Source organism: Streptomyces sp. NBC_00461 (genome assembly GCF_036013935.1).
In the GTDB taxonomy this organism is placed as follows: domain Bacteria; phylum Actinomycetota; class Actinomycetes; order Streptomycetales; family Streptomycetaceae; genus Streptomyces.
In genome coordinates, this window is the sequence record NZ_CP107902.1 from 592,563 (window position 1) to 606,176 (window position 13,614).

General features: G+C 68.4%; 14 protein-coding genes and 1 tRNA gene. 6 read left to right on the top strand and 9 right to left on the bottom strand.

Annotated features, from left to right (window positions below; genetic code table 11):
• Positions 1-77 precede the first annotated feature (77 nt).
• Complete coding sequence (locus tag OG870_RS02845; RefSeq protein WP_266845385.1) at positions 78-788, top strand: transposase; 711 nt, start codon at positions 78-80, stop codon at positions 786-788.
• A gap of 141 nt (positions 789-929) precedes the next feature.
• Here the strand turns inward: OG870_RS02845 and OG870_RS02850 are convergent, their stop codons facing one another.
• The 6 genes from OG870_RS02850 to OG870_RS02875 form a co-directional block, all read right to left on the bottom strand.
• Entirely contained in the window at positions 930-1,694 is a 765-nt protein-coding gene (locus OG870_RS02850; protein WP_266593790.1) for a hypothetical protein, read from the bottom strand.
• 548 nt (positions 1,695-2,242) lie between these two features.
• A complete protein-coding gene (locus OG870_RS02855; RefSeq protein ID WP_405626414.1) occupies positions 2,243-2,446 on the bottom strand; it encodes a hypothetical protein in 204 nt (67 codons plus the stop codon).
• Between the two features lie 693 nt (positions 2,447-3,139).
• Positions 3,140-3,215: transfer RNA gene (locus OG870_RS02860), tRNA-Trp, on the bottom strand.
• A 57-nt stretch (positions 3,216-3,272) separates the two neighbouring features.
• Positions 3,273-3,944, bottom strand: a complete 672-nt coding sequence (gene lexA / locus OG870_RS02865; RefSeq protein WP_327690582.1) for a transcriptional repressor LexA — start codon at positions 3,942-3,944, stop codon at positions 3,273-3,275.
• 142 nt (positions 3,945-4,086) lie between these two features.
• Positions 4,087-4,392 carry a hypothetical protein gene (locus OG870_RS02870; RefSeq protein WP_266593788.1) on the bottom strand — a complete coding sequence of 102 codons (306 nt, stop codon included), beginning with the start codon at positions 4,390-4,392 and terminating at the stop codon, positions 4,087-4,089.
• A 294-nt stretch (positions 4,393-4,686) separates the two neighbouring features.
• The gene (locus OG870_RS02875; protein ID WP_266593786.1) at positions 4,687-5,040 is read right to left on the bottom strand and encodes a VOC family protein; all 354 of its coding nucleotides are present in this window, start codon (positions 5,038-5,040) and stop codon (positions 4,687-4,689) included.
• 337 nt (positions 5,041-5,377) lie between these two features.
• On the opposite strand from OG870_RS02875, the gene OG870_RS02880 reads away from it, so the two are divergent.
• Positions 5,378-5,836: an SRPBCC family protein gene (locus OG870_RS02880; protein WP_266593784.1), complete on the top strand. Its 459-nt coding sequence runs from the start codon at positions 5,378-5,380 to the stop codon at positions 5,834-5,836.
• A 74-nt stretch (positions 5,837-5,910) separates the two neighbouring features.
• Here the strand turns inward: OG870_RS02880 and OG870_RS02885 are convergent, their stop codons facing one another.
• Positions 5,911-6,723 (bottom strand): family 1 encapsulin nanocompartment shell protein, encoded by an 813-nt coding sequence (locus OG870_RS02885; RefSeq protein ID WP_266593782.1) that lies wholly within the window; start codon positions 6,721-6,723, stop codon positions 5,911-5,913.
• Complete coding sequence (locus OG870_RS02890; RefSeq protein ID WP_327690583.1) at positions 6,720-7,781, bottom strand: Dyp-type peroxidase; 1,062 nt, start codon at positions 7,779-7,781, stop codon at positions 6,720-6,722. Before OG870_RS02890 ends, OG870_RS02885 begins: the two co-directional genes overlap by 4 nt.
• Positions 7,782-8,100: 319 nt before the next feature.
• On the opposite strand from OG870_RS02890, the gene OG870_RS02895 reads away from it, so the two are divergent.
• The 3 genes from OG870_RS02895 to ligA all read left to right on the top strand — a co-directional run bounded on the left by OG870_RS02895 (position 8,101) and on the right by ligA (position 11,916).
• Complete coding sequence (locus OG870_RS02895; protein ID WP_327690584.1) at positions 8,101-8,838, top strand: low temperature requirement protein A; 738 nt, start codon at positions 8,101-8,103, stop codon at positions 8,836-8,838.
• A 160-nt stretch (positions 8,839-8,998) separates the two neighbouring features.
• A complete protein-coding gene (locus tag OG870_RS02900; RefSeq protein ID WP_266593776.1) occupies positions 8,999-9,670 on the top strand; it encodes a hypothetical protein in 672 nt (223 codons plus the stop codon).
• Positions 9,671-9,822: 152 nt separating this feature from the next.
• Entirely contained in the window at positions 9,823-11,916 is a 2,094-nt protein-coding gene (ligA, locus tag OG870_RS02905) for an NAD-dependent DNA ligase LigA (RefSeq protein ID WP_327690585.1), read from the top strand.
• Between the two features lie 631 nt (positions 11,917-12,547).
• On the opposite strand, the gene OG870_RS02910 is transcribed toward ligA, so the two are convergent.
• Positions 12,548-12,979, bottom strand: a complete 432-nt coding sequence (locus OG870_RS02910) for an ATP-binding protein (protein WP_266593768.1) — start codon at positions 12,977-12,979, stop codon at positions 12,548-12,550.
• A gap of 231 nt (positions 12,980-13,210) precedes the next feature.
• On the opposite strand from OG870_RS02910, the gene OG870_RS02915 reads away from it, so the two are divergent.
• Positions 13,211-13,582: an STAS domain-containing protein gene (locus tag OG870_RS02915; protein WP_405626407.1), complete on the top strand. Its 372-nt coding sequence runs from the start codon at positions 13,211-13,213 to the stop codon at positions 13,580-13,582.
• The last annotated feature ends 32 nt before the right edge of the window (positions 13,583-13,614 follow it).

A 13,614-nucleotide genomic window follows, 5' to 3' on the forward strand; every position in this document is an offset into this window, starting at 1 on the left:
CCCCAAACAGGGGAAGCCCACAAACAGTGCAGCAGCGGCAGGACACCACGCATTCCAAGATCGGGACACACCCCTACGTGACCTATGTCATGCCATGCCACATCCTGCGGATTCCCGAAGGGCAGGGCCTGCTGGGCCAGGTCGAAGACCGCGCCCCCAGCGACGTGCCGGCCTGGCCGGCAACCACCCCCAAGCCCTGGCGTGAGCAGATCGCTTACGTCGCCATCGACATGTCCCCCGGCTACCGGGCCGCCGTGCGTACCGAACTGCCCCACGCCACCGTGGCAGTCGACCACTTCCACGTCGTCCGGCCGGCGACCAAGATGCTGAACCTGGTGCGCCGCCGCACCACCGCCACCCTGCGCAGCTGGCGCGGATGGGCCGGCGGCCCGGAATGGAAGGCCCGGCGCCGCCTGTTGCGCAACGGCGAAGACCTCACCGACACTCAGTTCAGCACGATGTGGAACCAGTTCATCGGTACCGGCGACGTCGGCATGACGCTGCTGACCGCGCACCGAACCGGCCACCTGCGCTGGAAGTTCCTCACCTGGTGCGCCGATTGCGACATCCCCGAAGTCCGCACCCTCGCGCGCACCGTCGGCCGCTGGTGGCCCGAGATCCAAGCCTTCATCGCCACCGGCCACAGCAACGCCAAGAGCGAAGGCATCAACCGCATGATCAAGCTCGCCGCGCGAGCCGCCCATGGCTTCCGCAACCCCGCCAACCAACGCCTACGCACACACTGCGACACCGCCCGCCGGGCCCGAGGCCACCTCCACCCCGGCTGAATTCGAAGGCTCCGCAAACCGAAACCTTGCCGCCGGAATTTGTCGTTCGAGGCCCGGCGGCAAGGTCTGCGTTTTGAGAATCGCTCCGGCGTTAGTCTCTATGCGCGGACGGAGTGCAGCGCCGTGTCGCGCGTATTGCGGCTAGATGTTTGATCCGCCGCCGGAGGTGTTGTTCCACCAGGCGCTGTAGGAGTTCAGCGAGTACCGCTTCTGCACGCCGTTGGTCGAGGTGATCTCAAGGCCGAACTGCATCGTGTCGAAATTGGTGTTGCGCAGGAGGTTCTGCGACGCGGCCCAATGCCAGACCGCCGAGGCGTCGACGCTGCCGGTGTTGGTCTGCTGGGCGGGGATGAGCTGCAGGACGTTCCAGCCGGGATCGGCCTGCCAGACCTCCGCGTATTGGACGCCGCCGATGGTCACGTTGGACGCGATCTGCCTTCCCCAGCCGCCTGTCCTCCCGGCCCAGCTGGTGAAGACCATGATCTCGTCCTGGTTGTTGGTCGACCAGAGGTCGCTCGTCCAGTTCCAGTGGTCACTGCCGCTGACGGGAGCCGACGACGTGTTGTACCAGAAGCCCGCCGAGTTCAACTGCGACAGCGGCGTCTGGGGCCGGACCCCGATATTCGGGTAGGACTTGATCCCGCCGCCGGAGTGGTTGGCATCGACGTACCAGGACTTGATGCTGTCGACGGTCAGGCACTGCGGGCCTTGGTTTTCGCCCCAGACGTCGTTGTAGATCGTCCAGGTGCCCTGGGTGTACTGACCCCACCGGTCGCAGGTGGAGTAGACCGCGGCCTGCGCCGGAGACGCGATGCTCAGGAACCCGGCAATCACGGCGGCTATCAGGGCCAGTCGACCGAACCCGGCCGACTTGCTGCTGATGGATTTAACGGTTTGCCATCTCATGTGTCCCTCCAAGGACGGCGATGGGTTGTTCCGGACCCCCCGGTCTGGTGGCGGACTCTGGCGCCGCGAGGTGTCGCTCGCCGGCGAGTCCGGGCTCTGTACGGCGCGGCTCAGCCCCGTCCGAGGTGCTTGCTCAGTTGGCCGACTGATCGGCTCGATGGCCGGCCCTGGGCGAAGTGGTTCCTTCCACCGCTCGCAGTTGGAGTCCCCGCCGAAAGCGAGCCGGCCGAGACGGTCGATCAGCTGACGTGTTGACCCCTTCGCTCCTTTCGCATGCGGTGCTGCTCGCGATGGTGGGTGGCTCGTGTCGTCGAGGTGGCGCAATCAAGAACTGCGGGAAAGGTGCTCGGTCCCCTTGCTTTCAAGCACCGGGCTTGTCGGCGCAGGTGATGAAGTGTCGAAGCGCTTGCGTCTGCGGACAGTAATGATGAGGCCTCTGAACAGCAAGACGCTGCGCACGAAGACACACATCTTTCACCAGCGAACATCGTTGTCGAAGCGCTTCGAATAGCATCGAACGCGCCCACCACCTGGCCTTCACGGCACCGCTACTGGCCCTGGTGGATGTGGTGGAAGGTGCCGGCGCAGGCGTCGATGTGACGGGTGAAGAACTTCCCGAAGTCGGTGGGTCGGAAGACTCGGACGGCGGGCGATGGTCGCCATCGGCTCATCCGTGTGTGCCGGCAACGCTGCACCTCCAACGCGACACGGGCATCGATCACATGCTTCACCGGCAGTGCGGTGGCAGCCATGCACGCACGGGTCAGAGGCTGGACCGTGTAACCCAGACGGTGCGCGTGCCACCGGTCGTCCCCGGCCGCACATACCGCTGCACCTGTGCAGATCTCATCCTCGGTGCCCGGAACATGGCCCGGGGCATCGCCACACGGGTCCCGGTGGGCGGGCACACGGCCCCGGTGGGCGGGCACATAGTGACCCTCACCGCCAAGGATCCCGCCAAAGCCGCGCGACCCGCCGGCGAGCCGGGCGCGCACGCCAGGAACTTGCCCACCAACACCGCCACCGGATACGGCGCCGGCATGCCCCTGAGTCGTGTTCCGGCCTCGCCCACCTACAGCGCCCTGGTCAACGCGGCCCCCAGCAGCTGCCTAAGTTCTACGGCCGCTGGCTCGGCCTCGGAGGTCCGGACCTGCAACGGCGCCACCACCAGCAGCTCGCCCGCGCCTCCAACAGCGAACCCATGGTTCCTGAACGATCGTTCTGCGTCGAGAACAGAAATGATCACTGACGACCACGGGCGTCCTGCTACCAGACCCGCCCTCACCGCCCCCGAACCTCACCCAACGTGACAGCCGGTCAGCCTCTCAGTACCGCACACCGCTCAACTTCGAAGGCCCGGCGTTGTTCAACGACCCGGACGACGTCGGTGGCCGACCTGTGCAGGTCGGCCACCGGAACTGCCGACGGCGTGATCACCGCAGCGGTGGCAGGGGTGACAGGAGTCGAACCTGCGGCATTCGGTTTTGGAGACCGGCGCTCTGGCCTCTGAGCTACACCCCTTGGCGAGTGACACCATGGCATGAGCGGCAGGTCCCACTCCAGTGGATTTCCGTCTGTTCAGAGAACGCGGAGAACGCCGACGACCTTGCCGAGGATCCGCGCCTCGTCGCCGCGGATCGGCTCGTAGGCCGGATTGCGGGGCATGAGCCACACCTGCCCGTCCTGCCGGCGCAGTACTTTGACAGTGGCCTCGTCCTCAAGGAGCGCGGCGACGATGTCGCCGTGATCGGCGCTGTCCTGTCGTTTGACGGCGACGATGTCTCCGTCGCAGATCGCCGCGTCGACCATGCTGTCGCCGGACACCGTCAGCGCGAACACCTCGCCGTCGCCCACGACCTGACGGGGCAGGGTGTAGACGTCCTCGACCATCTCGTCGGCGAGCAGGGGCGCGCCGGCGGCGATCCGGCCGACGAGCGGCACATCGACCTGTTCCACGGCTTTGCCATCGAGGTCAGGCGCCCATGACGGCCTGACCCGGTAGGCGCGAGGCCGGTGCGGGTCGCGATAGAGGATGCCTTTGCGCTCGAGCGCGAGCAGTTGGTAGGCGACCGAGGAGGTGCTGTTGAGGTCTACGGCCTTGCCGATCTCCCGCATCGACGGCGGGTATCCCTGTCGGTCGACCGTCTCCTTGATGTAGCGGACGATGGCCGCCTGGCGGCCCGTCAGCTCTCCTTCGGCAGTGCCGGGGCCTTGAGGTCGGCCCCGGCGGGCGGGCGTGGTGTTCTCCATCCGGGGCACCTCCGTGCAAGATCCTTGCTGAACATGACCTTATCCCGCCCTCCCCTTTATTGGAACACTGATTCGAACACGTTGTCAGCAGCTTCACGCTCGGAAGTCGCCCGGCTGGCCTGGGCCGGCGAGGCAGTCACGATCACGGTCGGATGCGGCACTCGTGCGCACAATCCGTAGGCCGCTGCCATTGATGCCCCGTCATTGACGCCGCGTCATTGATGCCTTGCCATTGGCGCCCCCCGGCCCAGGTGCGTAGCCCGCGCTCTGTCGAATCCGCGGAGCCGCCTCTTTCCGCCACAGGCCAGTGCACGAAGCGCGGCATGGGTTCGAACTTCATGTCATAGGAGTCGAGTTCGTCAACGACGAGTTTGCGCAAGAACTCGGTCATGCCAAAAGGGAACACTGTGAAAGGCTCGACCAGGTTCTGGCGGTCAAAAATCAACACCGGCCAATGGTCAGGATCCGGATCAGAGGTCAGGCGGTACAGGATGTCGGCGCCGGTGGTGGAACCGCAGGCGAGGATGGGAGGCGGACATGAAGGCCACGTAGTCCCGTGGGAACCGGGTGAAAGTCTAGAAGGCAGCACTGACAAGCCCTCATCGTCTCATCCGGCGATGTCAGATGGCGGCTGCTGCGTCATCGTCAGTGATGAACAACAGCAGCACGCCGATTCGCGCAGGAGCAGGCCCAATGGCCCACCGGCACATCACCGCCCACGTGGCTGCGTGGAGACGCGAGGTCAGGCGGGCTGCCACAGCTCGATACGATTGCCCTCGGGGTCGGTGACCCAGCCGAAGCGGCCGACGCCCTCCATGTCCTCCGTTTCCTCGGCCACGTCTGCTCCCTTGGCCCGCAATTGCGCGAGCATCGCATCCAGATCGCGCACCCGGAAGTTGAGCATGGTCTGCTGGGCACGGGACCCGAAGTAGTCGGTCTCGGACTCGAACGTAGCGAACACCGTCGCCCCGGCTTCGGGACGCCACAGGCCGTTCTCATCGGCATCCAGACCCAGGCAATCGCGATACCAGGCATTCAAAAGCGTCGGGTCGGAGGCCCGCATGAAATATCCGCCGATTCCAAGCACACGTTCCACGCCGCCATCTTGCCAGGCCGGCGATCGGGCGCACCGGCACCACATCATCACCCCCGCCCCCGTCGGCCGCCGATACCCGGGGCCCATCCACCCGGCCGCTCACCTCAGTGAGACCGGGCCAGCGTGGCACGCCAAGCGCTGCGTTCTTCCACTCGTGCCGTTCGCCTCGCGGGATGACCGGTGGTCCCGTAGGGTCGCCATGCCCCTATGTCAGGGCGGGCGGTACGGCGTGCCACTGGCGTTGCTTCCCAGCGCAGCTGTCACGTGACCCGGCGAGTCGTCCGTTGTTGGCCAGGAGGACGCGGACGTGTCGTGGCTCGACCGATGAGGAGTGGCCATGTCGGGACAGTTCGAAGCGGTGGTCGAGGTCGATCGGCCTGTCGAGGAAGTGTTCGCCTACCTCGCCGACGGGCGCAACGATCCACAGTTCAGCCCCCGGGTGCTGCGGATCGATCGAGTCCCGGACACCGAGACCGCGGTCGGTACGGTTTTCCGGAGTTCGGTGAAGGACGCCGGGATGAAGACCGCCAGGGAGTTCCGCATCACCGAACTCGAGGCTCCGGCGAAGATCCGCTGGGCCGAGGAGTCGAAGAACACCGTGATGGTACGTGAGGGCGGCTACGACCTTGCGGCGCTCGGAGACGGCAGGACGCGCGTGCGTATCTTCAACGTTCTGGAGGGGCACGGCCTGGGCAAGGTCGTCGTCTCTCTGGCGCTGGCCGCCGCCCGCAAGGACGCCGACGCCTTTGGCGCCCGTATCAAGACAGCGGCCGAGGCGGCGATCGGTCCGCGCTGACGCCGCGCGGGCGGCACCACAGCTCGGGCTGGAGATGGGACGCCGCTGCGCGAGCGCGAGTCGGGAACCGACCGTCAAGCGCCGGACGAGGGCGGAGCGAGTGCCACGACCGCTTCGCTGGTGTGGACGAGGAAGGTCAGCGTCTCCTCCAGGTACAGGGTGACGCTGGTCGCGTCGTGGGAGAGGTAGCCGATCGACACGTCCTGGCCGACATGCATCTCGAAGTCGCCGCCGCGGGTGGACAGGAGGAAGGCGCCGTCGATGGCGGGCGCCCAGACGATGTCCCCGTCCAGGAGTCTGGCGATGTGCTTGATGATCGGATAGCCGTGGTCGGAGGTCTCGCTGACGGCCGTGTACGCCTCGGCGCTCAGGGCCAGGGAGTACACGCCGTCTACGCCTGCCAGGCGCAGGGCGGTGACCGCCTGGCTGATCGCGTCCGGGTAGTCGCGGGCATCGGCGGGCAGCGTCACCTGTGAGTTGGCGGAGCTCTCGCGCAGGCCGACGATGCCTGCGGCCGCGTATCCCTCGAAGACCGCCCGGTCCTCGGCGAACGCAAGCTGCCGAGCGGCGTCCTTGGCGGGCTGCCAGTCGGCGTCCTTGGCTCCGCGGGCGACGTCGTCGACCTGCCGGCGGTCAACGGTGAACGGAACGCGCAGCTCGACCAGCGGCTGAAAGCGGCGCGTGTGGGCGATCACGCCGTCGGCAGGAGCGTCCACGGTATCGAGGTGCCCGGTGCCCACGCCCGCCAGTTCGACGCCGTACGGCTCGGGGACGTCGACGATTCGGCGTGCCGCGACGTGCCGTTTGAAGGTGCGCCGTGCCTCTTCCTCCAGGTCGTTCCATGCGGCGCTGGATAGGGGCGCCAGGTCACGGTGCAGGTTGTTCATAGGGAGTGCTCCGCATTCATGCTGCCGATCCCCAGCGAGGAATCCGAGGACCGGGACTGGTCGGCGTCCGCTTCCTCTTTTCTCGCTTCCTCTTTCGCCGCTTCCGCGCCGGGTGGTTCGGGCAGGTCGTCGAGGAAGTCCGCTGTGGGGACGTGGAACAGGCATCCGGTGTGAGGGGTCGAGAAGTCCAGGATCCGGTCGTGCGATGCGCCCGGGGCGCCCAGGAACATGCGCTCAAGCATCGTCTCCGTCACCGTCGGAGTACGGGCGTAACCGATGAAGTAGGTACCGAACTCGCCCCGGCCGACTGTGCCGAAGGGCATGTTGTCCCGGAGGATCTCGTGTTCCGTGCCGTCGGGGTCGGTGATGGTGGTGAGGGCGACGTGCGAGTCCGCCGGTTTGGCACTGTCGTCCAGCTCGATGTCCGACAGCTTCGTCCTGCCGATGATCTTCTCCTGCGTCTCGACCGGGAGCGCGTTCCACGCGTCGAGGTCGTGGAGGTACTTCTGGACGATGACGTAGCTTCCGCCGGCGAACCGGGGGTCCTCGTCCCCGACCAGGACGGCGGCGTTCGCGGCGGGCCCGATGGGGTTCTCCGTGCCGTCGACGAACCCGAGCAGGTCACGTTTGTCGAGGTACTGGAAGCCGTGCACCTCGTCGCAGACGGTCACCGCCTCGCCGAGGCGGACCATGATCTCCGCGGCGAGCGCGAAGCACAGGTCCAGACGTGCGGCACGGATGTGGAAGAGCAGGTCGCCCGGTGTCGACACGGCGCGGTGTACGGGCCCGCTCACCTCATGGAAGGGGTGCAGGTCCGCCGGGCGGGGGCCGGCGAACAGCCGGCTCCACGCCCGCGAGCCGATTCCGATGACGCAACTGAGCTTGCCCTCGGGCTCGGCACGAAAGCCCACGGACCGTTGCAGGGAGCTCACCTGGGACAGCACGTCCCGGGTGACGGCTTCGCCGCCAGGGTCGATCGTGGCGACCAGAAAGATCGCGGCTCTGGTGAGCGGGGACAGGACCAACTGCGGAGTCGGTGCCTGGGCCTCTCCGGCCATGCGCCCCACCCTTCCCGGTCATCGTCTGCGGCTCAGCGTCAGCACTCGCACCACGGTCTCGCACCACGATCTCGGAGTGACTGAGGCATCGTGAGTTCGGCCTCCTCGCTCGTGCCGACTCTATGGCGGAGCACGCGACGCCGCAGCCGGGCCGACGAACACGATGTCGGCGTGTGTGATGCTGGCGCGGGCGCCGGAGGCTTCCATGATGTGGAACTGTCGTTTTTCGTCCTGCTGCCGGACAGGTGACGGGGTGGACGACCGGGCGGATGACGGGGCAGGGGAGTGATGTGAGCGACGATTCGGCCGTGCCGGTTCGGTGGCCGCCAGCGGACGAGGAACGGCACAGGCCAGTTGGCTGGAGCTGTTCTTCGACCTGGTGGCCGTCGCGGGCGTGGCGCTGATAGCCCATCTGCTGCACGGCGCACCCGATCTGGCCGACGTCGGGCTGTACGCGCTGCTCTTCCTGGCGTTCTGGACGGCATGGGTCTGCTTCACCCTGTACGCCTATGTGGCCGACGAGGACACCCGTGCGCGTACGGTGCTGGCCGCGATGTTCGGCATGGCCGTCATGGCGGCCGCGGTGCCGGGGGTGCACGAGGGCGACGACCAGCAGGCCAGGGTGTTCGCTCTCGCCTACATCCTGACCCGGGGGCTGGCGAACCGGGCGTGGCAGTATCGACGGCAGATCCTCGTCGACCGGCCCGCCGCGCAGATGTCGCTCGGCGTGATTCCGTGGATCGTGTCCATCTGGGCGCACGATCCCGTCCGGTACTGGCTCTGGGCGCTGGGTATCACCCTCGACCTGTACGTCACCTTCGTGGTCTCCGCACGCGGCATCGTCGAGCGCCAGGCGGCCCGCGGGCGGCGCGACGACAGGCACTCCCGGCCGGGCGCGGTCGGCCTCGGCCTGTCGGCGCGCTTCCTCGGCCGCTTCCCGGCGGCCCCATGTACCCAGCGGCCCCTTCCTGATGCCGGCGATCGTCGGAGGCAGGTGCTGCCGTGCACGTCATTCGACCTGAGCGTGGCCAAATGGAGCCGTGCGAAAGGAAATTGACGGCTCTTCAGTTTCACGATCAACTACAACTTTGCCAGTTCTTGGTGTAGCTGGGCCATCGTTTACGTGAGCCTCGTGGGCACCAGGCGGTGACCGCAGCCCCGCCAGACAGGGCGCAGCGTGATGACCGTCCCCCCACGTACAGTGAGAGGCAACAACGATGACGATGAACCGCGCGCTGCGGCACGGCGGCCGCGCGCTGGGTCTGACCGCGGTCGTGCTCGGGACGATCGCGGCGGCCGTGCCCGCTGCGGCCGACGAGCAGCCGACCTCGGAGCAGATCATGGCCGACTGCGCTTCCGGTGAAGGCAAGTGCAGCTTCAACTCCCCGAAGATCGGCGAGGCCTACCTCGGCAAGCCCCGCCAGGTCTCCGAACTGCTCTACAACTGCACCGCCTCGTCCGCCTCCCAGTCGATGTCATGGGCCGACACCGTGGGCTCCTCCCAGTCGGTGGGAGGCTCGGTCACCGTCGGTGGAGGGATCGAAGGCATCGTCACGGCCAGCGTGACAGCGACGTACAACTACACCTGGCAGAGTTCGCACACGGAGACCAGTTCCTTCACCGTGACCGTTCAGCCGGGAGAGGTCGGCTGGATCTCCCGTGCGCAGGTCATGCAGCAGATAACCGGCACCTGGCAGACCCACTACGACGACCCCAAGTGGGGTCACTACTACTGGTTCGTACCGGACGTGATCACCGGCCCTGCCACGAACGGCACCGACGGCAAGCACAGCGCGGTCGTGGTCAAGTCCCGCAAGATGACGGCCACGGAGAGGAAGCTCTGCTCCACCGGCTCCACCGAGGACAAGGTCTTCACTCGCAGCCACTGACGCAGCCCGGCTTCACGAGGCGGACGAGCGGGCCGGAAGCCCGGCCCGCTCTCCGCCCGCCGGGCCGGCGCCGGGCTCACCGACGGCGGACTCCGACGCCTGTCGAGTCGTCTGCGAGGGCGTTGTCAGTGGTGGCAGGCAGGATGGCGGGCATGACGACACCCGTTGCACAGATCGTGGATGCCGCCGCCTACGCGCAGGCGGTCGAGGACGCGGTCAAGGCCGCGGCCGCCTACTACGAGGGCGGCTCCACCCCTCTGGACGACGACGCCTACGACCGGCTGGTGCGGGGCATCACCGAGTGGGAGTCGGCTCACCCCGACCAGGTGCTGCCCGGCTCGCCGACCGGGAAGGTCGCCGGCGGCGCGGCGGTGGGCGATGTGCCGCACACGGTGGCGATGCTGAGCCTGGACAACGTGTTCTCGCCGGAGGAGTTCACCGCCTGGACGGCCTCGCTGGCCCGACGGATCGGCCGCGAGGTGGAACGCTTCAGTGTCGAGCCCAAGCTCGACGGACTCGCCGTCGCGGCCCGCTACACCCGCGGCCGACTGACCCGGCTGATCACCCGTGGCGACGGCATCGCCGGGGAGGACGTCTCGCACGCGATCGGCACCCTGGAGGGCCTGCCGAGGACGCTGGCCGAGCCGGTCACCGTGGAGGTGCGCGGTGAAGTCCTCATGACGACAGCCCAGTTCGAGCATGCCAACGAGGTGCGGACCGAGCATGGTGGGCCGCCGTTCGCCAACCCGCGCGGCGCGTCCGCCGGCACCCTGCGCGCCAAGGAACGCGCGTACACGGTACCGATGACGTTCTTCGGCTACGGACTACTGCCGCTGGCCGATACCGACCCCGCACTCGCCGGACGGCTCGGGGAACTCGCACACAGCGACCTGATGGCCCTGGCCGTACGGCTGGGGGTGAACACCACCGCCGCCACCGCGGTGCCCGGCGTCGTCGTCACCACCGGGGAGGAGGTTGTGGCCCGGGTGCGCGAGATCGCCGCCCTGCGCGCCGAGCTGCCGTTCGGCATCGACGGCATCGTCATCAAGGCCGACCTGGCCGCCGACCAGCAGGCAGCGGGATCCGGGTCGCGGGCACCACGCTGGGCGATCGCCTACAAGCTCCCCGCCGTGGAGAAGATCACCCGCCTGCTGGAGGTGGAGTGGAACGTGGGCCGTACGGGCATCATCGCCCCCCGGGGCGTCCTCGAGCCCGTGGAGATCGACGGCGCCACCATCACCTACGCCACCCTGCACAACCCGGCCGACATCACCCGCCGCGACCTGCGCCTGGGCGACCACGTCATGGTGCATCGCGCCGGCGACGTCATCCCCCGCATCGAGGCCCCCGTCGCCCACCTGCGCACCGGCGACGAACAGGCCATCACCTTCCCGGAGGTGTGCCCGCGCTGCGGATCCGGCATCGACACCAGCCAGGAGCGCTGGCGGTGCGAACAGGGCCGCAACTGCCACCTGGTCGCCTCCCTCTCCTACGCCGCGGGCCGCGACCAGCTCGACATCGAAGGCCTGGGCGCCACTCGTGTCGTCCAGCTCGTCGAGGCCGGCCTGGTCGGCGACCTCGCCGACCTGTTCACTCTCACCCGCGACCAGCTCCTCGCGCTGGAGCGGATGGGTGAGACCAGTACCGACAACCTGCTGGCCGCCCTCGCGACGGCCAGGACGCGGCCGCTGTCGCGGGTGTTGTGCGCGCTCGGCGTCCGTGGCACGGGCCGCTCCATGTCCCGCCGCATCGCCCGGCACTTCGCCACCATGGAACACATCCGCGCCGCCGACGCCGAGGCACTGCAGCAGGTCGAGGGCATCGGTCCGGAGAAGGCGCCCTCCATCGTCGCCGAACTCGCCGACCTCGCCGGTCTCATCGACAAACTCGCGGCAGCCGAGGTGAACATGACGGAACCCGGCGCCACTCCCCCGCCGCCCGTCGGCAGCGACACGCCCGACGCCGGCGATGCCTCGGACAGCGCCCCGGCCGACGCCCCGCTCGCCGGCATGACGGTCGTGGTCACCGGCACCATGACGGGACCGCTGGCGCAGCTCAGCCGTAACCAGATGAACGAACTCATCGAGCGGGCCGGCGGCCGCTCCTCGTCCAGCGTGTCCAAGAAGACCACCCTGGTCGTCGCCGGCGAGGGCGCCGGATCCAAACGGGCCAAGGCAGACGACCTCGGCATCCGGCTCGCCACACCCGACGAATTCGCCGCACTGGTGGCCGAGTTCATCAACTGAATTCGAGGGACAACTCGATATTCACGCGGGTTGGCCCTCTGACCGCTCCGGCCATACCCGGACAATCCGACAACGGGCGTCCGCGGTAGCCCAGTTGGGCCTGATGCAGCGGCCCGCCCTGTCCTGCCACGCAGGCAGGGGGCGGCGCACGACCTCCCCAGGCACTGCGCCGCCTCCCTGCCCACATCCCCGTTGCCCGCACGCGGCCGAATTACGCCTCGCCGGTCCGAGGACGTCAGGCCACCGCCCGACAACGGCGGCAAGGTGTGGTCCTGGCCGGCCCGCCCGACCCAACTGGCATGCAGCGGCGGCCAGATGAAGACGTAGGGACATGGGGACGATGCCACCACCGCGAAGCGCCGCCGCACGCAAGCTATTCGCCGGTACAGCGGTTGTAAGGCGCGGCCGTGGCGCAGGCGCACGGAGCGGCGCCCACCGTCGTCCGGCGCGATCCCACCCGGCGGCGCTGTCCTGCGCGCTCCTGCCGCCAGGGGGCGGCCTCGCTCCCGGAGCGTGCCCTGCGGACCGGGAGACCTGCGACAAGTCACCGCACCGCACGCTTCTCGACTCCTGACGCCGCCCGCCGGGGGGCGTCGACCCTCCCGGGCGGGCTCGCCTCGTCCGGCCCGGCTCAGCCCGCGCGGTCCAGCGGGCCCTCGAACAGGGGGAGCCGGGCGGTGATGCGCTTGCCGACGGGCTCCCGGTGCGCCTCGAAGCCCTGCACCACCGCCATCACGATCTCCAACCCGTGCTGCCCGACCCGCCCGGCGTCGGCGGTCTCGGCCGACGGAAGTGTCGGTTCGGTGTCCCACACCGCGATCTCCAGCGCGCCGCCGGTGATGCGCAGGTGCAACAGCACCGGTCCGGGCGCGTATTTGAGCGCGTTGGTGACCAGCTCACTGACCACCAGCTGGGCCAGGTCCAAGGCGCGGGCCGACACGGGCAGCCCGTACGCGGACCGGGCCCGTGTCAGGAACTCCGTCGCCCGGGCCCTCGCGCCGGCGATACAGCCTGCGGCTCCGTCCAGGGCCACCGTCACCTCGGCGGGTGCGACATCGTGCATCCAGGAACCCTCCTCGGGCACACAGGCTCCCTGTCATGATCCACGATGTCCCGTTCGTGGGCGCGTGAAGATCTGCGATACCCCGTTCATGGGCGCGCGTCTACCCCGTGCGCCGCGCAGTACTCCTGTGCCGCGAGCATATGAATGGGCCACCCGCGTGCATCGCACCTACGATCCCGGGGCAGCGTTGGCAACAAAGACGTGTGCCGACCCCACCGATGTGCGCGAAGGATGCGAGTGGCAGACAAACAGGAACCAGCGGTTCACGGCCGGCTGACCGTCGTCCGCACCGACGCCGAGGGCATCACCGTGCTCAGCCTCGACGGAGAAGTCGACCATCAGAGCGCGGGCGCCCTGACCCGGGCCATGCCTCCGGCGGACGCCACCGCCGGACACCGGGTCATCGTCGATCTGAGCCGGGTCACCTTCATGGACTCCAGCGGCATCAACACCCTGATCGCCGCTCATCAGGCCACGCAGGCCGCACGGGGGTGGCTGCGGCTCGCGGGCGCGCGGGGTGCCGTGCTGCGCACCATTCAGCTCGTGGGGCTCGACACGATCGTCACGTGTTGTCCGACCGTCCGGGACGCCCTGGCGCCATGACGGCCGGGCGCCCGGGCGGGCGGTCCGGCGGC

Excerpts from the sequence above, each read along its gene's own strand:
- OG870_RS02850 (WP_266593790.1), bottom strand. The coding sequence starts at position 1,694 with ATGAGATGGCAAACCGTTAAATCCATCAGCAGCAAGTCGGCCGGGTTC.
- OG870_RS02855 (WP_405626414.1), bottom strand. The coding sequence starts at position 2,446 with ATGGCTGCCACCGCACTGCCGGTGAAGCATGTGATCGATGCCCGTGTC.
- lexA (WP_327690582.1), bottom strand. The coding sequence starts at position 3,944 with ATGGAGAACACCACGCCCGCCCGCCGGGGCCGACCTCAAGGCCCCGGC.
- OG870_RS02880 (WP_266593784.1), top strand. The coding sequence starts at position 5,378 with ATGTCGGGACAGTTCGAAGCGGTGGTCGAGGTCGATCGGCCTGTCGAG.
- OG870_RS02885 (WP_266593782.1), bottom strand. The coding sequence starts at position 6,723 with ATGAACAACCTGCACCGTGACCTGGCGCCCCTATCCAGCGCCGCATGG.
- OG870_RS02890 (WP_327690583.1), bottom strand. The coding sequence starts at position 7,781 with ATGGCCGGAGAGGCCCAGGCACCGACTCCGCAGTTGGTCCTGTCCCCG.
- OG870_RS02900 (WP_266593776.1), top strand. The coding sequence starts at position 8,999 with ATGACGATGAACCGCGCGCTGCGGCACGGCGGCCGCGCGCTGGGTCTG.
- ligA (WP_327690585.1), top strand. The coding sequence starts at position 9,823 with ATGACGACACCCGTTGCACAGATCGTGGATGCCGCCGCCTACGCGCAG.
- OG870_RS02910 (WP_266593768.1), bottom strand. The coding sequence starts at position 12,979 with ATGCACGATGTCGCACCCGCCGAGGTGACGGTGGCCCTGGACGGAGCC.
- OG870_RS02915 (WP_405626407.1), top strand. The coding sequence starts at position 13,211 with ATGCGAGTGGCAGACAAACAGGAACCAGCGGTTCACGGCCGGCTGACC.